Raw genomic sequence first — 20,187 nt, 5'->3', positions numbered from 1 at the left:
CACTGTTGAATCAATGAGAATGAGGAGTAAAAACCATGAACTACAAGACGCTGACCCTGACCCTGCTGCTCGGCCTTGCTACCCACACCGGCCTGCAGGCCGAGGAGATGATGAATCATGAAGGCCATGACATGAGCCAGATGGGGCAAATGGAAGGCATGAACGAGATGGGCGAGATGACGATGACCAGAGGGGTCATCACTCGCGTCGACGAGGCGAACCAGAAGGTCGGGATCAAGCACGAGACCATCGCCAATCTCAAGATGCCCCCCATGAACATGGTGTTCCTGCTGGCGGATCCGGCCCAGCTTCAGGGGCTGAAAGTGGGGGATGCAGTCCTGTTCCACGCCGAGAACCCGGCGGGCAAGCTGACGGTGACGGCCATCCAGAAGCAGTAACGGCTCACCACAACAATAAAAACGGCGGGCACCATGCCCGCCGTTTCTTTATCTGCGATCTCGGCCGGAGTCAGCCGCGAATATGGTCGATAAAGGCGTCGATCTGCTCGCGGGTGCAGGCGGGGTTCATAAAGACCGCCTTCTCCCCGGCGATGTAGGAGTACTTGCCGCGCGCGTCGTACTCCGAGTGCGCCACCGCCTCCACCCAGTTGGTGTAGAGTCCCACCTTGCCGCGCTGCTTGAACAGGTTGCGGTGGTATTCGGTGTTGCGGGCCAGCCGCGCCTTGTAGGCCGCATCCGGGCTGCGGGCCAGCTCGAAGGCGAACTCGGCTTCCGGATCCTGCACCCACTCGGGGTTGTAGATCTTGAAGCCCACGCTAGGCCCCTGGTTCTCCTGGGCCACCAGCTTGACGTTGCCGAGCTGGCTCAGACGGAAGCGGAAGTAGTTGGCGTTTTGCAGGCAGTGGGCCAGCACGGTGCGATAGCCCTCGACCCCCAGGTAGTTGAGGGCCGCATAGGCACCGAACAGGCCGCTCGCCCCCCGGGAACACTCAATGGTGGACTGCAGGTGGGTCTGGCCCTGGATGTCCCGCTCGAAGTAGGAGAAGTTCTCCGGATCGTTCTCCATCGCCTTGAGATCCTCCTGTTCCTTGATCATCACCAGGCTGGAGGTGTAGGGCACATAGCCCCACTTCTGGAAGTCGACGGTAAAGGAGTCGGCGTATTTGAGCTCGGCAAAGCGGGCCACGTTGCGCTCTATGCCCGCCAGGGTGGCGCCGTTGATGGCCAGCGGGTTGGCGGCAAAATCGTAGTCGAGGAAGAAGATCATCGACCAGCCGATGGCGGCATCCACGTGGATATGGGGCTTGACCGCCACCTCGAAGCGCTCGCAGAGCCTGTCCCGCAGGTCCACCACAGGTTTGACCTGGTCCACCCCGAAGGTGTCCGTGGTCCCCATGGTGAGCATGATGGTAGGCACCACGTGTTTCAGGGCGAAGCAGGCGGTCAGGGTGCGCTCGAGATCCAGCAGATCGATGTCGTTGTTCTCCCCCACCTGAATGCGGATGGTCTTGTTCTCTATGTCGACCCCGATCAGGGAGAGGTTGGTGATGTTGGAGTAGTGGCCGCCCTGGGAGTTGATGATGCGGTAATCCTGATAGTGACCTAGCCCCTTGTGCTTGGCCTCCGGCAAACTCTTGCGAATGCCGAGCAGGTAACCGTAGAGGTTACAGAAGGTCCCTCCCTGGGTGAAGATGCCGGTGGCGCGGGCCGGGTCGTAACCCGCCAGCAAGGCTATCTGGCGCACCACCTTCTTCTCCAGCTCCTCGGCCACCCCGGCATATTCGGAGTAGACCAGGTTGGGATTGGCGAGGATCCCCATCTGGGCGCCGTAGATGGCGGGATCCGCCGACATTGTGATGACGTTCTCGACGCTGGAGGGGTTCTCCCAATCCTTCGACAGGGCGCCGGCGAACAGCAGCTCCGTCATGGGCTCCCCTGGGGTGCGCATCTGCGCGGGCACCGGCATGGTCTCGCAGAGATCGGCGAGGCGGGCGCGGCCATCTGGCCAGGCGTTCAGGCGCGCATCCGGGGCCAGCCCCCTTGCGCGAAACTCGTTGAGGGTGGCAAAGCCCGGTTCACGAAACACAGGCCAGAGATCGGGATTGCGCGAGAAGAAGTTGGCTTTGACGGTGGCGAAACGGGCGGAGAACTCGGGGTGGACGGCGTTGACGCCGTCATCTTTCAGATAGACAAGATCGCTCATGATAAGACCATTAGTACTGCAAATGTGCCCCGGTTATACCCCCGGGGCGGCGCAGGAGACAGCGACAATAACTAATGGCCTGCCCTACTTTTTATCATGACCACGGCAGTCGGGGGGTGGCGGCACCCTGGCGCCGGAGCCCGTGCTCCGTTTCGTGATCCGGGTCATGCCCCTTAGCGCAGGGCAGTCACCAGCCAGGCCTCCAGCTCCGCCAGCTCATGGGCCTTGGACGGGAAATCCCCTATCAGCGAGTGCAGCAGCGCCGCCATCGCCTCGGGTCGGTAGGGCGCCCCCACCAGCCGCTCGGCCAGGGCATCCAGGGGCGCCGGATCCAGGCTGTCGCTGAAGATCTGCGCCCGTCCTATCACCCCCTTCTCCACGTCGAAGTGCAGCTCCACCCCGCCCCAGCCGAAACGCTCGTCCAGCTGATGGCTGAAGGCCGGGGCATGGCCGAAGTTCCACTCCCAGCTGCGCTGGCGGGCGAAGGTCTCGGCGAAGCCGGGCAGGTCCGGCATCTGCTCGGGGGAGATATGCTCGGGCGCTACCCGCTCACCGTAGTAGTGGAAGAAGGCCTCGATGAGGGCGTCATTCACCTGCTGGTGATCTATCCCCGGCAGCAGCTCGCAGAGGTTGGCGACCCGGCTGCGCACCGAGGTGATCCCCTTGGCCGCCAGCTTCTTGGGGTCGGGGTTGAGGTAGTTCGCGAGTCGGCCGAGGTCTGCATCCAGCAGCAGGGTGCCGTGGTGAAAGCCGCGATCCTGGGTCTCCCGGTAGGCCGAGCCCGACACCTTGCGCTCCCCGTCCGCCGTGGCCACCAGCAGATCGTTGCGCCCCGAGGCAAAGGCCGCTATCCCCAACCGCTTGAGGCCATCCAGCACTATGGCGGTGGAGACGCTCTTGTCATAACCGGGTTTGCCCGCCATGAAGGTGAAGCAGCTGTTGCCGAGATCGTGAAACACGGCCCCGCCCCCGCTGCTGCGCCGCGCCAGGGTCACGCCGTCCTCTTCCATGCGGCGGGTGTTGCACTCCTTCCACGGATTCTGCGCCCGGCCTATCACCACCGTATTGGCGTTGCGCCACAGGAAGAGCACCCGCTGGGCGGGATCCATCTGGCGGAAGATGCACTCCTCCACCGCCAGGTTGAACAGGGGATCCTGAGAGTCGGAAACGAGCAGGCGTAACTGAGAGATGCGAGGAGACATAGGGGGACCTCATTGAAAAAGGGGGAGATTACCATAACCCCCTGCTCCCGGGGCGTAGTCCCCTGACAGCCTGCCGCAGCGGCGGCGCAAAGAGACGCTCCGACGGGCAGCCGCTACTTCGTGCTGTTCGCGGCGCACGGCGCTCGCCTAGTCACCCCGCAGGGCGACCACGGGGTCCAGGCGCACCGCCCGCAGGGCGGGGGCGACCCCGGCCAGCAGACCGACCAGGGCGCTGCAACCGAGCGCCAGCAAGAGATAGAGAGGATGGAGGGTGAGCGGCAAGCCGGCCGCCAGCAGCGCGAACAACAGCTTGAGCCCGCCGAGCAGGGCCAGCCCCATGGCTCCCCCCAGCAGTGCCAGCACCACGGCCTCCAGCAGGAACAGCAATAGAATGCGGCGCCGTGGGCAGCCCAGCGCCATCAGCAGCCCCACCTCTGGGATCCGCTCCTGCTGGGCGATGCTCATGATGCTGAAGATGCCGACCGCCCCGATCAACAGCGAGATGATCCCCAGCCCACCGACCGCCAGCTTGATGATGGAGAGTATCTTATCGAGGCTCGCCAGCATGTCCTGCTGGGAGGTGAGGGTAAAATCCTCCGCGCCGTGGCGAGCGATCAGCACCCGCCGGATCTGGGCGGTGATCTCGGGCTCCGCCTGCCCGGCACCATAGATGACGTCTATCTCCTGCAACCCCTCCTTGTTGAACAGCGCCTGGGCATGGGCGGCGGGCAGATAGATCATGTCATCCAGATCGAAGCCGAGAAACTGCCCCTTGGGGGCCAGCACCCCGGCCACCCGAAAGCGGCGATCCCCGGCCCGCAGCAGACTCCCAGGCCCATCGCCGCCGGGAAACAGCTCAGCGGCCACCTTGGCGCCCAGCACCGCATAGGCGCGGGGCATGGCACTGTCATCTGCGGGCAGAAAACGCCCCTGCACCAGGGTGAGGCGCCAGCCGGAGAGCGCCGCCGAGCCTGTGCCCAGAATGGCGGTGCTGCGGGTCAGCCCGCGGCTGCGCACCTCCCCCTGCCCCTGCACCACCGGCAGGGCCGCTTCGACCCCCTGCAATCTGGCGAGGGCATCGGCATCCTCCAGCAGCAGGGGACGGCTGCTGGAGAGGATGCCGGGCGGGCCGCCGGCGGTCTCGGTCTTGCCCGGGGTCACGGCAATCAGCCGGGTACCGAACTGGGAGAAGCTGTCGAGCAGATAGAGCCTGAGCCCCTCGCCTATGCCGGTGAGCAGGGTCACAGAGGCGATCCCGATAGCGATGCCGAGCGCCGACAACAGGCTGCGACTGCGCCCTGCCAGCAAGGCACGCCAGAGCCAGAACAGCAGATCAGCGAGGCGCATCGGCCACCACGCCATTGTCCGCTACGTTGGTCACTGGTTCGCGCCCCATCAGATTCATCAGCCTCAACTCCATTGTCCGCTGCGCAGACTGGTGACCGGATCCTGCCGCGCCGCCCGGGAGGCGGGCAGCCAGCTGAAGAAAAGCCCGGTCAGCAGGGCCGCCGGTATGGTGCAGAGGGTCGCGAGCAAGGGCACGGCCGCCGGGAAGCCGGGCCAGATCAGCCCGGCGAGGGCCACCAGGGCATAGCCCAGCAGGGTGCCGATGAAGGCGCCACCGCCGCTCAGCAGCAGCGCCTCCCACAAAAACAGCTGGCGGATCTGGCGACTGTCGGCCCCCAGCGCCTTGAGCAGGCCGATCTCTCCGGTTCGCTGGCGGGTGCTGATGAGCGCCAGATTCATCATCATGATGCCGGAAACCAGCAGGCTGATGGCACCAATGCCGGCAACCGCCAGGGTCAGGGTGGCCAGAATGGTGGAGAAGGTGGCCAGCATGGCGTCGCGCCTTACCAGAGTCACATCGAGCACCCCGTGACGCGCCTGCATCAGCTGCTCCAGTCGCTTTATCAGCGGGGGCACAGCTTGCCCTCCCAGCGGCTGGATCAGCAGACGAAACAGCCCCTCGGTATTGAACAGCCCCATGGCGCTGCCCACCGGGATCAGCGCCGCCTCGGCCATGTCCATCCCCAGATTGCTGCTCTGGCTGGTGAAGACCCCCACCACCCGAAAGCGGCGATTGTCAAAGCGCAGCCACTGGCCGAGGGGATCGGCCTGACCGAACAGCTCCCGGGCCGCCACTTCCCCGAGCAGGGCCACCGGCCTGTCCTCCCCTGCGTCCCCCGGCAACCAGCGGCCGGAGAGCAGCTCAAGTCCATGGGTATGCCGCAGCCCGTTGCTGCTGCCAAGCAGCATGGTCTGGCGCACCCGGGCCCCCTGCTTGGCCTCGGCAAAGCCCATCACCAACGGCACCAGCCTGAGCTGGGGTTGATGCTGGCCCAGGTAGTGCATGTCATCCAGAGTGATCTCCCTCAGGCTGTTGCCGGTCACCGGCGGCAGCCCGCCGGTGGTCTCCTTGCGCCCTGGGAACATCACCAGCAGATCCTTGCCAAGGGAGCTGAACTGCTCGGCCACATAGCGCCTCGCCCCCTCCCCCAGCGCGGTGAGCAGCAGCACGGACGTGACGCTCAGACTCACCGCCATGATCAATACCAGCGCCCGTGAGCGCTGGCGCAGCAGCGCCACGGCGGCGAAGCGGAGGGCATCGGGGCGCCGCATTCAGCCCCCACCGCTGTCGCTGCTGATGCGGCCGTCATCCATCGAGATCCACCTGCCCGCCCGCTCGCCGAGGCGGGGATCGTGGGTCACCACCATCAGGGTGATCCCCTGCTCCCGGTTGAGCCCCTCGAGCAGGGTGATCACCTCCTCCCCGGAGCGGGAGTCGAGATTGCCAGTGGGCTCGTCCGCCAGGATGAGGCGCGGCGCCATGGCCATGGCCCGGGCTATGGCCACCCGCTGGCGCTGACCACCGGAGAGCTCGGCGGGTCTGTGGTCGGCCCTATTCTCCAGCCCCAGCTCTCCCAGCAACTGCTGACTGCGGCGATGGCGCTCGGCGGGGAGGACGCCGCACAGCATCAGTGGCAGCTCGACGTTTTCACGGGCGGTGAGGCGAGAGATGAGGTGAAACGACTGGAACACGAAACCGATGCGATGGCCACGCAGCAGGGCCAGCGCCGGTTCTGACAGGGTGGCAATGTCCTGGCCCCCCAGCCAGTATTGCCCCTCGTCTGGCCTGTCCAGCAGCCCCAGCACGTTGAGCAGGGTCGATTTGCCGGAGCCCGAGGGGCCCATCACCGCCAGATACTCCCCCTCGGCGACCCGCAGAGAAACGTGTTCGAGGGCCGCCACCTCAGTGCCCCCCAAGGTGAAGCGACGGCTGACGGCATCCAGGCGAATGAGCTCACTCATCCGCCGGCTCCGTGGCGGCACTGAAGGGCCCCTCCCCGACTATCTGGCCGGGCTGGGCCGCCAGCCGGTCACCGGCGGCGAGCCCCTCTGCCACCTCAATCCAGTTCCAGTTCTCCACGCCCCAGCGGGGCAGGACCCGCACCAGCTTATCTCCCTCCAGCCGCAGCACGCTGCCATCGTCGGCCCGGCTGCTGGCCGCCACCCGCAGCACATCGGTGGCGCGGGTCACCTCGACCTCGAGATCGGCGCTGTAGCCGATAAGCAGGGGCACGTCGCCGGGCGGGGCTGTGAGTACCGCCTCCACCTCCACGGTGCGGGCCTGTTTCTCCAGCTCCTTCACATAGGGGGCGATGCGGGTGACTGTGGCGGCAAAGTCGCGCCCGGGCATGGCGTCGAGCAAGACCCGGGCAGACTGGCCCACCTTGAGGCGGGCGGCATCCACTTCATCTATGGGGGCTGAGACGTAGAGGCAGCGATCGTCGATGAGATCGATGACGGGGGGCATGGCCACCCCTGGGGGTGAGGGGGTCATGTATTCACCCAGCTTGCTGTTGACCTCGGCCACCACGCCGGCAAAGGGGGCCTGCAGGCGGCGCTCGGCCAGGCGGGCCTCCACCTGGGCGACCAGCGCCTCGTCGACCCGCTCCTGCTGGCGGGAGGCGCGGCAGATATAGCGGCGGGTATGGGCCAGGTTCTGGGCCTGCTCGGCCAGGGTGCGGGAGGTGAGGTTCTTGGCGAGCAGGGTGGCCAGCCGCTGGGCCTCCCGCTCGTAGTAGGTGGCCTCGCTACAGCGCTCCTCGCGCTGGGTCTTGCCGAGGGCCTGCTGGGCGCGGGCGCGGCTGAGATCGGCGCGAATGTCCTCGCTCCAGAGGGTCAGCAGCAGATCACCCCGGGCCACCCTGTCCCCGGCCTTGACGGCGATCTGCGCCACCACGCCGCCGCCGGGCAGACTGAGCCCGGCCCGCTGGCACGACTTGATGGTGCCGGCCCGGGTGTTGACCAGGGTCACCAGCACATCCCCCCGCCCGACCGCCACCAGCTTGACCGACGTCGCCTGCGGCCACCACCACAATGTCAGGGCCGCTAGCGCCACACCGGCGCCCGCCGCCCACCACAGCCAGCCTCTCTTCATCGCGCATCCTTTCGCTATCGACCCCCGTCACGGCTGACGGGAGAGCAGGGCATCATTTCGCCTTAGCTAGTGACTCCCGTCATCAGCGTCGGGAGAGCAGGGCGTAATAGAGCAAGGGTATCACCACCAGGGTGAGCAAGGTGGAGACCAGGATCCCGAAAATCAGGCTGATGGCCAGTCCGTTGAAGATGGGATCATCGAGGATGAACAGGGCACCTATCATGGCCGCCAGCGCCGTCAGCATGATGGGTTTGGCCCGCACCTGCGCCGCTTCGATCACCGCCTGCTCGAACGCCACTCCGGCGCGGCGCTGCTGCTCGATAAAGTCCACCAGCAGTATGCTGTTGCGCACTATGATCCCGGCCAGCGCTATCATCCCGATCATCGAAGTGGCGGTAAACTGGGCACCCAGCAGGGCGTGGCCCGGCATCACCCCGATGAGGGTGAGCGGAATGGGCGCCATGATGATGAGCGGCACCAGATAGGAGCGGAACTGGGCCACCACCAGCAGGTAGATGAGGATCATCCCCACCCCGTAGGCGATACCCATGTCGCGGAAAGTCTCGTAGGTGATTTTCCACTCCCCGTCCCACAAGAGCGCCACCTCCCCCAGCTTGTCGGGCTGCTGCACGTAATACTGGGGCAGCGCGATGTCGGCACCGGCGGCAAACATGCCGTAGAGCGGGCTGTCGGTATGGCCCCCCATATCGGCCACCACCATCACCATGGGCTGCATGTTCTTGTGCATGAGGTAGCTGGGGGCCAGCTCATCACGGCGACTCACCAGCTCGGATACCCGGATGAGCTGCCCGCTCTGGCTGCGCACCTTGAGGGCCAGCACACCCGCCAGATCCCGTTTGTCACCGGGGGCCAGCTCGATGCGGATCGGCACCGGATACTTGGCGCCGTTCCCCTGCAGCCAGCTGGCATCCTGATAGCCCACGCCGCCATTGAGGGTGGCCACCAGATCCCCGAGATCGACCCCAAGCAGGGTCGCCTTGCTGCGGTCCACCACCAGCCGCCACTGGGGCTGGGGGTCGGTCAGATAGATATCCACATCCACCAGATCCGCGGTGGCCACGAAGCGGGCCTGTACGGCGCGCGCCGCCGCCTCACGGGCGGCCGGCGTCGGGCCATACACTTCTGCAACTATGGGGGACCAGACCGGCGGACCGGGGGGCACCTCCACCACCTTGAGGTTGCCCCCTGCCGCACTGGCGATGGCCTGCAGCGGCGCCCGAACCGACTGGGCAATCTGGTGGCTGCTGCGATCCCGCTCATGCTTGTCCACCAGATTGACCTGAATATCCCCCACATTGGCGCCGCTGCGGATGAAGTAGTGGCGCACCAGGCCATTGAAGTTGATGGGGGCGGCGGTGCCGGCGTAGATCTGGTAATCCTTCACCTCCCCCACCTTGGCAAGCTCTCGCCCGACCGCCAGCAGGGTGCGCTCGGTCTGCTCCAGGGTCGCCCCCTCCGGCATGTCGAGCACCAGCTGAAATTCCGACTTGTTGTCAAAGGGGAGCATCTTGAGCACCACCCACTGCACCACCGGCATGGCAGTCGCCGCCCCGACCAGCAGCAATACCGCCAGCCAGAGCTTGCGTCTAGCCCTCTTGGCGCCATCACCGATCAGGAAAGGGGTCATCAACCGGTGAAAGAGGCCGGCCTTGGCCTCACCGTGGGCAGCCTGCGCCTCCCCTTTGAGCAAATGGCTCGCCAGCCAGGGGGAGAAGATAAAGGCCACCAGCAGGGAGATGAGCATCCCCATGCTGGCATTGATGGGAATGGGGCTCATGTAGGGGCCCATCAGACCGCTGACAAAGGCCATCGGCAGCAGTGCCGCGATCACGGTCAGGGTCGCCAGTATGGTCGGCCCCCCCACCTCATCCACCGCCCCCGGAATCAGATCCTTGAGCGCTCCCTTGCCCAAACCGCGATGACGGTGGATGTTCTCCACCACGACTATGGCGTCATCCACCAGAATGCCGATGGAGAAGATCAGCGCAAACAGCGACACCCGGTTGAGAGTAAAGCCCCAGGCCCAGCTGGCAAACAGGGTCAGCGCCAGGGTGATGACGATGGCCACCCCCACCACCAGCGCCTCGCGCCAACCCATGCTCACCAGCACCAGCAGCACCACAGCCGTGGTGGCAAAGATCAGCTTGCCGATGAGGGTGTTGGATTTGGTCTCGGCGGTGACGCCATAGTCACGGGTCACCGTCACCTCGACCCCGGCCGGGATCAGCCGGTTCTTGAGACTCTCGACCCGCGCCTCCACCCGCCTGGCCACATCGACCGCGTTTTGACCCGGCTGCTTGCCGATGGCCAGGGTCACCGCCGGATAACTGGCTTGCCCCTGCCCCATCCAGCTGCGTCTGGTCGGGGTCTCCTGACCCAGAGAAACCTTTGCCACATCCCCCAGATAGACAGGCTTGCCGTCGTGCAGCCCCACCACCAGCTCTCTAGCCTCCTGCTCGCTTTGCAGGAACTGCCCCACCTGCACCTTGATCTCGCTGTTGTCCTGCTCGATGGCCTGTGTCGGGCCCACCTGATTGGCGGCCGCAAGTCGCTGGCTCAGCTCGCCCCAGCTGATGCCGTGGGCGCTCAGGGCCGCCGGATCCGGTATCACCCGCAGTACGCTGCTCTGGCTGCCCAGCGTGTAGATATCGCGGGTACCTGGAATGCGCTTGAGTTCGGTCTCCAGCTCATGGGCGACCCGGGTCAGCTCGGGTGCCCCCAGTTGCTTACTCCCCTCTTTGCTCCATAAGGTCAAACTGACGATGGGGACATCATCGATCCCCCGGGGTTTCACCAGTGGCTGGCCGACTCCAATCCCCTGTGGCAACCAGTCCCGGTGGGAGTCGAGCTGGTTGTTGAGATCGACGATGGCCTGCTCGCGGCTCACCCCCACCTTGAACACCACCACCAGCAGGGCGCCATCGGGTTGGGAGAAAGAGTAGAGGGTATCAATTCCCTTTATCTGGGAGACCACCTGCTCGGCAGGGGTGGTGACGAGAGAGGCCACTTCAGCCGGGGTGGCCCCCGGGAAGGGGATATAGACATCGGCGAAGGTGACATCGATCTGCGGCTCCTCCTCCTTCGGGGTCACCAGCACCGCAAAGAGGCCGAGCAAGAGCCCCACCAACGCCAGCAGCGGGGTGATGGCAGAGCCCTGAAACAGCGCCGCCAGCCGACCCGCAGGCCCCAACCTCTCCTTGTTGCCGTTCAGCTCGTTACTCATGGGCCAGCTCCTGCTGCTGCGCCCAAGCATCGGGAGCCAGCTTGTCGCCGGCTTGCAGCCCGGCCAGGATCTCGCACAGCCCCTCGACGCAATGGCCGACCCGCACCGGCGTCAGGGCCCAGCCAGCGGGCTGCTGCAGATAGACGCCGTTAAACTCCCCTTGCCGCAGCAGGGCGCGATCCGGCACCTGCAGCACCTGACGCTCACCCTGTTTGAGCTGCACCTTGAGCCACATGCCGGGCAATACCCCGGCGGTTTGCGGCGGCAAGTCGAGGCGCAACCTGAAGGCGTGGCTCTGGCTGTCGGCGTAGTTGAAGCGGGTCAGTTTGACTGGGGTAACGGTGTTGCCATCAGGTAGCAGCACCTGCACATCCGCAGGCTGGCGAGCGAGCGTCAGGGCAGATTGGGGCAGCTCCACCTCCACCCGCAAGGTATCGAGGGAGAAGCCCGACAGCAGCGGGGTACCGGGGGCGACCGTCTCCCCCAGCTCCACCAGCCGCTTGGTCACCACACCGGCGTAAGGGGCCAGAATGCGGGTATAACCGTAGGCCTCGCGGGCCTGGGTGAGGGCCGCCTCGGCCGCATTGACCTCGGCGCGGGCGGCGCGATCAGTCGCCTCTGCATTATCGAGCTGGGCGCGGGTGATCACTCCCTTGGCAATCAGCGCCTGAAAACGGGCAAGCTGGCGCTCGGCCTCCACCTGCTGGGCCTGCGCCCGGGCCAGCCGTGCCTCGGCACCCGTGACGGCGGCAAACTGCTCCTTGCCGCTGATCTCCAGCAGCGGTTGCCCCGCCTGCACCTCGTCGTTCACATCCACCAGCATGCGGGAGACCCGGCCGCTGGTCTGGGCCGCCACCGTCCCCTGATTGATGGCACTGACGGTACCATCCAGGGTCAGCCAGTCGGTCACCGGCTGTGGCGCTACTGTCAACGGGGCCTGACTCTCCCCTTCTGCGGCCAGGGCGGATGTCATGGTCTGCGATGTCATCACCAACAAGGTGAGCCCCAGCAACCGGATCTTTTCCATCATCACTCTCCTTCCCTGGCGTCATCAGTCACTTCACGGGATCAGGCGGTATGGGACTGGCGAGCCTTGTTCCGCACGCGCACCAGCCCCCGATCGACCAGCAGGATCCCGGCCACCATGGCCGCAATGAACAACAGTATCATGGGCTGGCCGCTGGAAATGAGGCTCAAGGCCGGCCCGGGACAGATGCCCACCAACCCCCAGCCTATGCCAAACAGCGCGGCCCCACCGATCAGACGGCGATCCAGCCTGGGGGCCGGTATGGCGACTATGGGCTCCCCCAGCAGACTCCGGCGACGGGGTTTCACCAGCAGAAAATAACCCGGCATAAAGACCAGCAGGGCGCCCCCCATCACGAAGGCAAGGCTGGGATCCCAGGCCCCTGCCAGATCGAGAAAACCGGTGACCCGCGCCGGATCCACCATGCCGGAGATGGCCATCCCCAGCCCGAACAGCAGGCCCGCAAACAAACTTGTCAGCAACTTCATGGCGATCAGCCTCTTACAACAGATGATGAGTAACGAAGACGGTGATAAAGCCCGCCGCCATAAAGGTCAGGGTGGCGACTATGGAACGCAGGGAGAGCCGCCCCATGCCGCAGATGCCGTGACCGCTGGTGCAGCCATTGCCAAGGCGAGTGCCTATGCCCACCAGCAGGCCGGCCAGCAACACCACCGGCCAAACGGGCAGGCTGGTGAATGCAGGCATGCTGGCCCAACCCAGGGTCAGCGCCAGCCAGGCGCCGGCCCCCAGCCCCAGCAGAAACAGCACCCGCCACGGCGCACGGTGTTGCAAGGCACCGGCCAGAATGCCGCTGATCCCGGCCACCCGGCCGTTGAACAACATCAGGATCAGGGCCGACAGCCCCGCCAGCATGCCGCCGCCCAAAGAGAGCAGCCATTGGCTTTCAATCATCGAATTTCCTCATCTGCGTGACAAAAATGGGTTTGCAGCGCCGCCAGCACATCGGCGGCCGCCTCGCTCACCAGGGAGTAGTAGATCTGCTGGGAGACCTTGCGCGAACGGATAAGGCCGTGGCGCTTCAATACCGAAAGTTGCTGGGAGAAGGCCGACTGCCCCAGCTGGCTGTGAGCCAGCAGCTCCCCGACTCCCTTCTCTCCTTCCACCAGCTGACAGAGCACCATCAGGCGTTCGGGATGAGCCAACGCCTTGAGCAGGGCGGCGGCGGCCGTCGCGTGTCCGTTCATCTCGTCGAATGGGCTCATAAGCATAAATTAGCAATTGCTGATATTTAGTCTATTGTATAAATCAACACTAAATTAGCAACTACTAAATAATAGAGGGAAGGGAGAGAGACATGACAGTTGATAACGGAGTCAGGGTGGTCGCGGGCTGCATCTTGCTGCTCTCGCTGCTGCTCACCGCCTGGGTCCACCCGGGCTTCGTCTGGCTGAGCGTCTTTGTCGGGGCCAACCTGATCCAGAGCGCCTTCACCGGCTTCTGCCCCGCCGCCATGATCCTGAGGCGCCTGGGCATGAAATAGCCCCGAGCGGACGATAAAAACGAGGGGGCTCTGGCTCCCTTTTGCTAAAACCTCATTTTGTTTCAATATGTTGCTGCCGGGGGCCCAGGGTTTACCCCGGCGGCCGTATCGGCTACCATGTCGCCTCTAATCAATAGCGGAGACCGTCGGTGGGCAACTCATCAAGTGACAGATCCACGCCGACTCCTGTCGTCGGCACCCAGGTCGCGAGCTAGCCGCAGAGTCCCTCTGCCGCAACTCGCAGCCCTGCGAGAAGCGGAAATCCACTCCCCTCTTCTCTTTTTACACTTGACGTCGGGTGACTCCTGGCCAACGGCCATGGGCGCCTTGCCTGCATAGTTTCTGCTTCCCACAAGGAGGCTGCTATGCGTTTGATATCAACCCAGTCTGTATCGACTCACCCCCTGCTGAACAAGCTGGGCCTTGGCATGTTGCCGCGCTGGCTGCGGGGCAAACAGCGCCAGCACCACTACCGGCTGCAGATCCGCTGCGAGGATCGCGCCGATCTGGAGCTGGTGCTGGAGATGGTGAGCCACACCCTGCAACCGGCCGGGCTGCACCCGGTGCAGTCCATGACACCGGGTCGCAGCGGCGGGCGTGAGCTGGTGCTCAACCTGCGGTGCACCCCGCCCCAGCGCCGCTATCTGGTGCAGTTTGTCCATCAGGTCGGGGCTGCTCACCCGGTTCGCTGGGAACTGCGCCCTCGCGGTGATGATCCCGAGCGCACCTGACAGCACCATACTCTGTCAACCAGCGTTCAGGGGGCCGGCCATGCTGGCCCCCTGAACTGTCAGCGACGCCCTATGAGGCATGCGCAGGGGACGCCCCGCACGCCTTGTTTCATTTTTTGCTGGCCAGCAGCGCAATCATCGCCGGGTTTTTCAGCCCTCTTGTGCGGCGTTTCATCATGGATTGCGCGCAGCCATCACGCATCAGAAGGAGTACCCCATGAGAATGTGGCAACAATTTGATCTGCTTGCCCTGCTCGACACCCTGGCCAGCCTGCTGCTCGCCTTCGTGCTCGGCAGCCTGGTCGGGCTGGAGCGCCAGTACCGCCAGCGCACCGCCGGCCTTCGCACCAACGTGCTGGTCGCCGTGGGGGCGGCCCTCTTCGTCAACCTGGCCCAGCGCATCTATGACCTGCACGGCGGCAGCTATGGGGTGGTCCACGTGGTGGCCTATATCGTCTCCGGCATCGGCTTTCTCGGCGCCGGTGTCATCATGCGCGAGTCCGGCAACATCCGCGGCATCAACACCGCCGCCACCCTCTGGGGTGTGGCGGCGGTGGGGGCGGCCAGCGGTGCCGGCTTCGCCATGGAGGCAGTGCTCGGCGCGCTCTTCGTGCTGGCGGCCAACACCCTGCTGCGCCCCCTGGTCAATCAGATCAACCGTCATCCGGTGGACAATACCGACACCGAGGTGACCTACCGCGTGACGGCGCTCATCCGCCGTACTCATCAGAAAGAGGTGCTCCCCTGGCTGGAGCAGAAGCTGGAGCAGGCCAACTACCCCCTGAGCGAGCTGGATATAGAACCCTTCGGGGAGCAGGACATCGAGATCTCGGCTGTGCTGCTCGCCACCTCCATCGACGGCGACGAGCTGGACGCCCTGATGAAGACGCTGGGGGAGCATCCCCGCATCAAGCAGATCTTCTGGCGTGCCAGCACCACGGATTGAGCCCGCCGCCAACAGCAAAAAGCCCCGCCAGTATTGGCGGGGCTTTTTCATATGAGACGTGATGGGCGACTAGCGGCGGCTGCGCCAGCGCACTCTGGGGAGGATCACCTGGGCGGTCTGTGCGGGGGGATTGCCCGCGATCAGCTGCTGCATCAGCTCGAAGGCGGCCCGGGCCAGGGCCGGACAATCCTGGGCCACGGAGTCGATGCGCATGGGAATGCAGTCGAGCAGATCGTGATCGTCGAAGGTGCAGAGCCGCATCCCCGTCTCCATCAGGCCCGCCTCGTTGAGGTAGCGCAGCACCCCTTCCAGCAGAGTAAAAGAGGCGGTGAATAGCCCGCGGGGGGGCGCTCCCAGCTCCTCTACCAGCTCGGCCATCAGCTGATAACCCGAGCGCGGCTGATAGTCGCGATGGCGCACCCGGGCGGCATCCGCCTCAAAGCCGACGCGATGGAGCCCCAGCTCATAGCCCGCCAGTCGGTGGCGACTGGGGGAGAGATCCAGCAGGCCGCCGAAGTAGTAGATCTCCTCGTCGCAATCGATCGCCATGTCCTGCACCAGCTCGGCGGTCGCCTTGCAGGCGTCCGAAATGACCATGGGCAGGCGCGACTCGCCGATATGGCGGTCGAGCTGCACCACCGGCAGGCGGTCGTGAATGCGGGCATAGATGTCATCGCTGTGGCCACTGGAGGCAACGATGAGCCCATCCACCTGACGGCTGATGAGATTGTCCACCACCCGCTGCTCCAGGGTGGGATCATCTTCGGAGCAGGCAATGAGCAGCTGGATCCCCGCCTCCCGGCAGTGGGCCTCGAGGGCGCGCGCTATGCTGGCGAACCCGAAGTTGGTGAGATCGGGGATCACCAGCCCCCAGGTGTAGCTGCGGGTCTCGCGCAGGGAGCGGGCATGAAAGCTCGGCTGGTAGTGACACTCATCCGCCACCGCCTGGATCCGCTTGCGGGTATCGTCGGCAATCCTGTACTCCGCACTCTTGCCGTTGAGCACCAGACTGGCGGTGGCCTTGGAGACCCCCGCCAGTTCGGCTATCTGGGCAATAGTGATCCGTTTCTTCTTCTCCACCTGGCCTCCCGGCTGACTAGCACCGGGCTATTGTACTAGGCAAGCCGCCAGCGGCCAGTGATCAAGGCAAATTTTGCAGCCATCATCGCCGTTACCCGATGAAAGTTGCGGCTTTTCTCCGGGGAAGTAGCGCGCCGACAGGCTCTGGCGACCCTGATCCACGAAGCACTCCAGACTGGAGCTGTCGCAAAGGACGGTGATCTTGCCTCCAAGCCAGGGGGCGGCTCTCTCTTCCCAGGCCCCACTCTGCCAGTTCTGGCGTCGCAGTGTGATGCGCCCCGGCTGCCACACCAGCTCGGCCACGGCGCCGAACCAGAGGCTGCCCTCACCGCAAAGCGCCAGATCGAGCCAGGCCGAGTCGATGGCGAGCCCCGGAAACTCCCTGAGCGTCCCCTCGAAGCGGGTCTGCTCCCCCTTCAATGTCGCGAGCTCCGCCACAGGCCGCTGGCAGAGCCAGTCGTCCTGCCAGAACAGCTCCCGCGGGCAGCTCATCTGATGGATCCAGCCGTGAGCGACAGTGGGCTGGCTCATCTCGTTCTCCTCCGGCAGCCCCAGCCAGCCGAACAGCAGGCGGCGCCCCTGACTGTCCAGGGTGGTCTGGGGCGCATAGAACTCGAAGCCCCTGTCCAGCTCGTGGAAGGCCCCGTGCTCGAACTGCTCGCCATCGAACTGCCCCGCCAGCCAACCGCACTGGTAGAGGTTGCGATAATACTCCCCTTGCGGGGCTATCCCCTGGGGGCAGCAGATCAGCAGATGGCGCTCCCCTAGGGGGAAGAGGTCCGGGCACTCCCACATATAGCCAAAGTCCCTGAGACCACCGTGCCCGCTGCCGGCGATGGGGCCCACCAGAGTCCAGGCATCAAGCGCGTCGCCGCGATAGAGCAGCACCTCACCCTTGTCGTCCAGGGTGCGGGCCCCCAGCACCATGAGCCACTGCTGGCCGTCGTGCCACACCTTGGGGTCGCGCACATGGCCGCTGTAGCCTTGGGGCAGATCGAGCACGGGGCCCAGCTTGTCGAAACCGCCCTCACCGTCGGCGCGGGCCAGACACTGGAAGGCGGTGCGGCTGCCATCCGGGTATTTGACGTTGCCGGTGTAGACGAGGGTCAGGCGCCCCTGCTCGTCGCTCACCGCCGACCCCGAATAGCAGCCGTGGCTCTCATAGGCCTCGGTGGGCAGGAGCGCCACCGGCTCGTGCTGCCAGTGCAGCAGATCGGTAGAGGTGACGTGACCCCAGCCCTTGTTGCTGTGCTCGCAGCCGAGCGGATTCCACTGGTAGAAGAGGTGGTAGCGTCCGTCGTGCTCGATAAAGCCGTTGGGGTCATTGAGCAGCCCCACAGGGGCTGCCAGATGCCAGCGGGGCCTATGGGGATCGGCCGCCGCCTTGAGCTGTCCGGCCAGCAGGGACCGGACAACCTGGTTGAGGAGATGGCTTTCCTTCATCACTCCACCTTGTACTTGAGCAGGTAGGAGGCGGCGAAGGCGGCACCGAAGGCGATCACCAGCCCGATGACGTAGTGGATGAGGCTCATGGGCTGGACTATAGCCATGCCCGGAATGCCGGTCAGGCCCACCGCCGTCATGCCCACCTTGGCCGCCACCACGTAGGCGCCGCCGCAGGCACCGCCGAACAGACCGGCCAGGAAGGGTTTGATGTAGCGCAGGTTGACGCCAAAGATGGCCGCTTCCGTGATGCCCAGCAGGCAGGACATGGCCGCCGGCACTGTAATCGCCTTGATCTTCACATCCCGGGTCTTGAAGTAGACCGCCAGGCAAGCCCCGCCCTGGGCCACGTTGGCCATGGCCCAGATGGGCAGCAGGAAGTTGACGCCTATGGCCGGGTTGGTGAGCAGCCCCGCCTCTATGGCGTGGAAGCTGTGGTGGATGCCGGTGATGACGATAAGGGAATAAGTCCCGCCGAATACCAGACCCGCCAGCCAGCCAGCCTGCTCATAGAGGGCGCTCAGACCAAAGGAGATGCCATCCCCCAGCACCCGTCCCGCCGGGCCGATAAACAGCAGCGCCACGAAGCCGGTGATGATGACGGTCAAGAAGGGGGTGAGGATAAGATCCAGGGCGTCCGGGATGCGCTTGCGCAGCTGTTTCTCCAGGTGGGACATGAACCAGACCGCCAGCAGCACCGGGAAGACGGTGCCCTGGTAGCCGATCATGGCCACATCCAGCCCGAAGAAGTCCATGGTCTTGAAGCCACCGGCCACGCCCCAGGCGTTGGTCAGTGCCGGGTGGGTGAGGATGCCGCCAAGGGTCGCCCCGAGGTACGGGTTGCCGCCAAACTCCCGCGCCGCGGTAAAGCCAATCAGGATGGGCAGTATGATAAAGGCTGCCGAGCTGAACATGTCGAGCATGACGAAGAGGGCGCTGTCGGCGTTGACCCAGCCGTAGGTGCGCACCATGCCGAGCAGCCCCATCAGCAGGCCGGAGGCGACGATGGCCGGGATGATGGGGACGAAGATGTTGGAGAGGGTCCGCGCCAGGCGCTGGGCCACATTGAGCTTGGCCGTCGCCAGGTCGGTCAGCTCCGCCTTGCTGGCGGTGCCGGTCCCGGTAATAGCCACGAACTCGGCATAGACCTTGTTGACCAGGCCGGTGCCGAAGATCACCTGGATCTGGCCGGCGTTGCTGAAGCACCCCTTGACCCCGTCCAGCTTGTCGATGGCGGCCTTGTTCACCTTGCTGTCGTCCGCCAGCACCAGCCGCAGCCGGGTGGCGCAGTGAGCGGCGCTGACGATGTTCTCCTTGCCCCCGAGCAGGGGCACCAGATCCTTGGCTATCGCACTGATATTCATAATCTTCCTCTTATGACCCGCCGGCTGGCGGGCCCTTGTCACATGAGAGTAGGGGCTGTTGACCCGGGCTTCTAGCCGCAGATCAACGGCCGCTTATGCTCGATCGCAAAAAGGCATCCAGTTCGGTGCGGGTCGGCAGCGCCGTCATGGCCCCCTTGGCGGTGGTGGCGAGCGCCCCGCAGCCGTGGGCCTGAGCCAGGATGGCGGGCAGCTCGGCCAGCGTCGGCAGTGACGAACGCCCGGCCAGGGCGGCCAGCAGACCCGCGACGAAGGCATCTCCCGCCCCCGTGGTGTCGAGCGGGGTCACTTTCTGCCCCACCCACTCCAGCAGCTCGCCCTCGAGGCGGGCCACCACACCGGCCGCCCCCCGGGTCACCAGCACCAGGGCCGGGCCCGAGAGGGTGGCAAGCCCCGCGAGCAGATCATCCTCGCCGCTCAGCAGTTGCAGCTCCTCCACCGAGAGCTTGACCACATCCGCCAGGGTCATGGCCGCGCTTACCTGCGGCAGCATCTCGGCGGGATTGCCCCACACCTCGGGCCTCAGGTTGGGGTCGAAGCAGACCCGCCCTCCCGCCTCCTTGATGGCGGCCATGGCCTGCAGGCAACTGCTGCGCACAGGTTCGTTGGCGAGCGCGATGGAGCAGCAGAGCAGCCACTGACCGGCCTCGAAGCGGGGCAAGTCAGCCGGTTCGAGGAACTGGTCGGCACTGGGGCGCACCATAAAGGTGAAGCTGCGCTCCCCTTCTTCATCGAGCTCCACCAGCACCGTGGAGGTTCGGTGGGCCGGATCCTGAGTCAGATGACGAATGTCGACGCCCTCTGCCACCAGGGTATCGGCCATAAAGCGGCCGAAGGGATCGGCGCCGACCCGGCCGATAAAGGCCGATTCACCGCCGAGCCGCGCCACCCCCACCGCCACGTTGGCGGGGGCACCACCCGGACACTTGAGGTAGTGCAGCTCCCCTTCCGGGATAAGATCCACCACCGCATCCCCCATTACCCACACACGATTCCCCACCTTGCTACTCCACTGCTGCATCGG

At 65.2% G+C, this 20,187-nt stretch carries 19 protein-coding genes; 4 read left to right on the top strand and 15 right to left on the bottom strand.

Annotated elements, in window-relative coordinates:
* Window positions 1-35 precede the first annotated feature (35 nt).
* Entirely contained in the window at window positions 36-398 is a 363-nt protein-coding gene (locus ACFWHB_RS06755; protein ID WP_395949746.1) for a copper-binding protein, read from the top strand.
* A 70-nt stretch (window positions 399-468) separates the two neighbouring features.
* On the opposite strand, the gene ACFWHB_RS06750 is transcribed toward ACFWHB_RS06755, so the two are convergent.
* The 11 genes from ACFWHB_RS06750 to ACFWHB_RS06700 form a co-directional block, all read right to left on the bottom strand.
* On the bottom strand, window positions 469-2,163 hold the full coding sequence (locus tag ACFWHB_RS06750) for a pyridoxal phosphate-dependent decarboxylase family protein (protein WP_395949745.1): 1,695 nt from the start codon (window positions 2,161-2,163) through the stop codon (window positions 469-471).
* A gap of 173 nt (window positions 2,164-2,336) precedes the next feature.
* Window positions 2,337-3,353: a lipoate--protein ligase A gene (locus ACFWHB_RS06745; protein WP_395950177.1), complete on the bottom strand. Its 1,017-nt coding sequence runs from the start codon at window positions 3,351-3,353 to the stop codon at window positions 2,337-2,339.
* 159 nt (window positions 3,354-3,512) lie between these two features.
* A complete protein-coding gene (locus tag ACFWHB_RS06740) occupies window positions 3,513-4,712 on the bottom strand; it encodes an ABC transporter permease (RefSeq protein ID WP_395949744.1) in 1,200 nt (399 codons plus the stop codon).
* Window positions 4,713-4,775: 63 nt separating this feature from the next.
* Window positions 4,776-5,984, bottom strand: coding sequence for an ABC transporter permease (locus ACFWHB_RS06735; RefSeq protein WP_395949743.1), 1,209 nt, complete (start codon window positions 5,982-5,984; stop codon window positions 4,776-4,778).
* Window positions 5,985-6,674: an ABC transporter ATP-binding protein gene (locus tag ACFWHB_RS06730; protein WP_395949742.1), complete on the bottom strand. Its 690-nt coding sequence runs from the start codon at window positions 6,672-6,674 to the stop codon at window positions 5,985-5,987.
* Complete coding sequence (locus ACFWHB_RS06725; protein WP_395949741.1) at window positions 6,667-7,806, bottom strand: efflux RND transporter periplasmic adaptor subunit; 1,140 nt, start codon at window positions 7,804-7,806, stop codon at window positions 6,667-6,669. Before ACFWHB_RS06725 ends, ACFWHB_RS06730 begins: the two co-directional genes overlap by 8 nt.
* A gap of 82 nt (window positions 7,807-7,888) precedes the next feature.
* Complete coding sequence (locus tag ACFWHB_RS06720) at window positions 7,889-11,050, bottom strand: efflux RND transporter permease subunit (RefSeq protein ID WP_395949740.1); 3,162 nt, start codon at window positions 11,048-11,050, stop codon at window positions 7,889-7,891.
* Window positions 11,043-12,077, bottom strand: a complete 1,035-nt coding sequence (locus ACFWHB_RS06715) for an efflux RND transporter periplasmic adaptor subunit (protein WP_395950176.1) — start codon at window positions 12,075-12,077, stop codon at window positions 11,043-11,045. The genes ACFWHB_RS06720 and ACFWHB_RS06715 overlap by 8 nt, the downstream gene beginning before the upstream one ends.
* Before the next feature lie 41 nt (window positions 12,078-12,118).
* Complete coding sequence (locus ACFWHB_RS06710; protein WP_395949739.1) at window positions 12,119-12,565, bottom strand: DUF6691 family protein; 447 nt, start codon at window positions 12,563-12,565, stop codon at window positions 12,119-12,121.
* 13 nt (window positions 12,566-12,578) lie between these two features.
* Window positions 12,579-12,992, bottom strand: a complete 414-nt coding sequence (locus ACFWHB_RS06705) for a YeeE/YedE family protein (protein ID WP_395949738.1) — start codon at window positions 12,990-12,992, stop codon at window positions 12,579-12,581.
* Window positions 12,989-13,303 (bottom strand): ArsR/SmtB family transcription factor, encoded by a 315-nt coding sequence (locus ACFWHB_RS06700; protein ID WP_395950175.1) that lies wholly within the window; start codon window positions 13,301-13,303, stop codon window positions 12,989-12,991. The genes ACFWHB_RS06705 and ACFWHB_RS06700 overlap by 4 nt, the downstream gene beginning before the upstream one ends.
* 92 nt (window positions 13,304-13,395) lie before the next feature.
* Between ACFWHB_RS06700 and ACFWHB_RS06695 the strand changes: the two genes are divergently transcribed.
* The 3 genes from ACFWHB_RS06695 (at window position 13,396) to ACFWHB_RS06685 (ending at window position 15,258) form a co-directional block, all read left to right on the top strand.
* A complete protein-coding gene (locus ACFWHB_RS06695) occupies window positions 13,396-13,581 on the top strand; it encodes a YgaP family membrane protein (protein WP_106886276.1) in 186 nt (61 codons plus the stop codon).
* 365 nt (window positions 13,582-13,946) lie between these two features.
* Window positions 13,947-14,312 carry a hypothetical protein gene (locus ACFWHB_RS06690; RefSeq protein WP_395949737.1) on the top strand — a complete coding sequence of 122 codons (366 nt, stop codon included), beginning with the start codon at window positions 13,947-13,949 and terminating at the stop codon, window positions 14,310-14,312.
* 217 nt (window positions 14,313-14,529) lie between these two features.
* Complete coding sequence (locus tag ACFWHB_RS06685; RefSeq protein WP_025327670.1) at window positions 14,530-15,258, top strand: MgtC/SapB family protein; 729 nt, start codon at window positions 14,530-14,532, stop codon at window positions 15,256-15,258.
* 69 nt (window positions 15,259-15,327) lie between these two features.
* Here the strand turns inward: ACFWHB_RS06685 and ACFWHB_RS06680 are convergent, their stop codons facing one another.
* From ACFWHB_RS06680 to ACFWHB_RS06665, 4 genes are all read right to left on the bottom strand, one after another.
* Window positions 15,328-16,338, bottom strand: coding sequence for a substrate-binding domain-containing protein (locus ACFWHB_RS06680; protein ID WP_395949736.1), 1,011 nt, complete (start codon window positions 16,336-16,338; stop codon window positions 15,328-15,330).
* Window positions 16,339-16,365: 27 nt separating this feature from the next.
* Entirely contained in the window at window positions 16,366-17,781 is a 1,416-nt protein-coding gene (locus ACFWHB_RS06675) for a glycoside hydrolase family 32 protein (RefSeq protein ID WP_395949735.1), read from the bottom strand.
* Window positions 17,781-19,145 (bottom strand): sucrose-specific PTS transporter subunit IIBC, encoded by a 1,365-nt coding sequence (locus ACFWHB_RS06670; protein ID WP_290027769.1) that lies wholly within the window; start codon window positions 19,143-19,145, stop codon window positions 17,781-17,783. Before ACFWHB_RS06670 ends, ACFWHB_RS06675 begins: the two co-directional genes overlap by 1 nt.
* An 82-nt stretch (window positions 19,146-19,227) precedes the next feature.
* Complete coding sequence (locus tag ACFWHB_RS06665) at window positions 19,228-20,184, bottom strand: aminoimidazole riboside kinase (RefSeq protein ID WP_395949734.1); 957 nt, start codon at window positions 20,182-20,184, stop codon at window positions 19,228-19,230.
* Window positions 20,185-20,187 lie beyond the last annotated feature (3 nt).

Origin of the sequence: Aeromonas mytilicola subsp. aquatica (assembly GCF_044336385.1) — a bacterium.
In the GTDB taxonomy this organism is placed as follows: domain Bacteria; phylum Pseudomonadota; class Gammaproteobacteria; order Enterobacterales; family Aeromonadaceae; genus Aeromonas; species Aeromonas rivipollensis.
The sequence above is the reverse complement of the archived record's forward strand: the minus strand, read 5'-3'. Positions and strand labels throughout refer to the sequence as shown.

Excerpts from the sequence above, each read along its gene's own strand:
- ACFWHB_RS06720 (WP_395949740.1), bottom strand. The coding sequence starts at position 11,050 with ATGAGTAACGAGCTGAACGGCAACAAGGAGAGGTTGGGGCCTGCGGGT.
- ACFWHB_RS06675 (WP_395949735.1), bottom strand. The coding sequence starts at position 17,781 with ATGAAGGAAAGCCATCTCCTCAACCAGGTTGTCCGGTCCCTGCTGGCC.
- ACFWHB_RS06750 (WP_395949745.1), bottom strand. The coding sequence starts at position 2,163 with ATGAGCGATCTTGTCTATCTGAAAGATGACGGCGTCAACGCCGTCCAC.
- ACFWHB_RS06685 (WP_025327670.1), top strand. The coding sequence starts at position 14,530 with ATGAGAATGTGGCAACAATTTGATCTGCTTGCCCTGCTCGACACCCTG.
- ACFWHB_RS06705 (WP_395949738.1), bottom strand. The coding sequence starts at position 12,992 with ATGATTGAAAGCCAATGGCTGCTCTCTTTGGGCGGCGGCATGCTGGCG.
- ACFWHB_RS06715 (WP_395950176.1), bottom strand. The coding sequence starts at position 12,077 with ATGGAAAAGATCCGGTTGCTGGGGCTCACCTTGTTGGTGATGACATCG.
- ACFWHB_RS06735 (WP_395949743.1), bottom strand. The coding sequence starts at position 5,984 with ATGCGGCGCCCCGATGCCCTCCGCTTCGCCGCCGTGGCGCTGCTGCGC.
- ACFWHB_RS06670 (WP_290027769.1), bottom strand. The coding sequence starts at position 19,145 with ATGAATATCAGTGCGATAGCCAAGGATCTGGTGCCCCTGCTCGGGGGC.
- ACFWHB_RS06730 (WP_395949742.1), bottom strand. The coding sequence starts at position 6,674 with ATGAGTGAGCTCATTCGCCTGGATGCCGTCAGCCGTCGCTTCACCTTG.
- ACFWHB_RS06725 (WP_395949741.1), bottom strand. The coding sequence starts at position 7,806 with ATGAAGAGAGGCTGGCTGTGGTGGGCGGCGGGCGCCGGTGTGGCGCTA.
- ACFWHB_RS06700 (WP_395950175.1), bottom strand. The coding sequence starts at position 13,303 with ATGAGCCCATTCGACGAGATGAACGGACACGCGACGGCCGCCGCCGCC.
- ACFWHB_RS06755 (WP_395949746.1), top strand. The coding sequence starts at position 36 with ATGAACTACAAGACGCTGACCCTGACCCTGCTGCTCGGCCTTGCTACC.
- ACFWHB_RS06690 (WP_395949737.1), top strand. The coding sequence starts at position 13,947 with ATGCGTTTGATATCAACCCAGTCTGTATCGACTCACCCCCTGCTGAAC.
- ACFWHB_RS06695 (WP_106886276.1), top strand. The coding sequence starts at position 13,396 with ATGACAGTTGATAACGGAGTCAGGGTGGTCGCGGGCTGCATCTTGCTG.
- ACFWHB_RS06740 (WP_395949744.1), bottom strand. The coding sequence starts at position 4,712 with ATGCGCCTCGCTGATCTGCTGTTCTGGCTCTGGCGTGCCTTGCTGGCA.
- ACFWHB_RS06710 (WP_395949739.1), bottom strand. The coding sequence starts at position 12,565 with ATGAAGTTGCTGACAAGTTTGTTTGCGGGCCTGCTGTTCGGGCTGGGG.
- ACFWHB_RS06665 (WP_395949734.1), bottom strand. The coding sequence starts at position 20,184 with ATGCAGCAGTGGAGTAGCAAGGTGGGGAATCGTGTGTGGGTAATGGGG.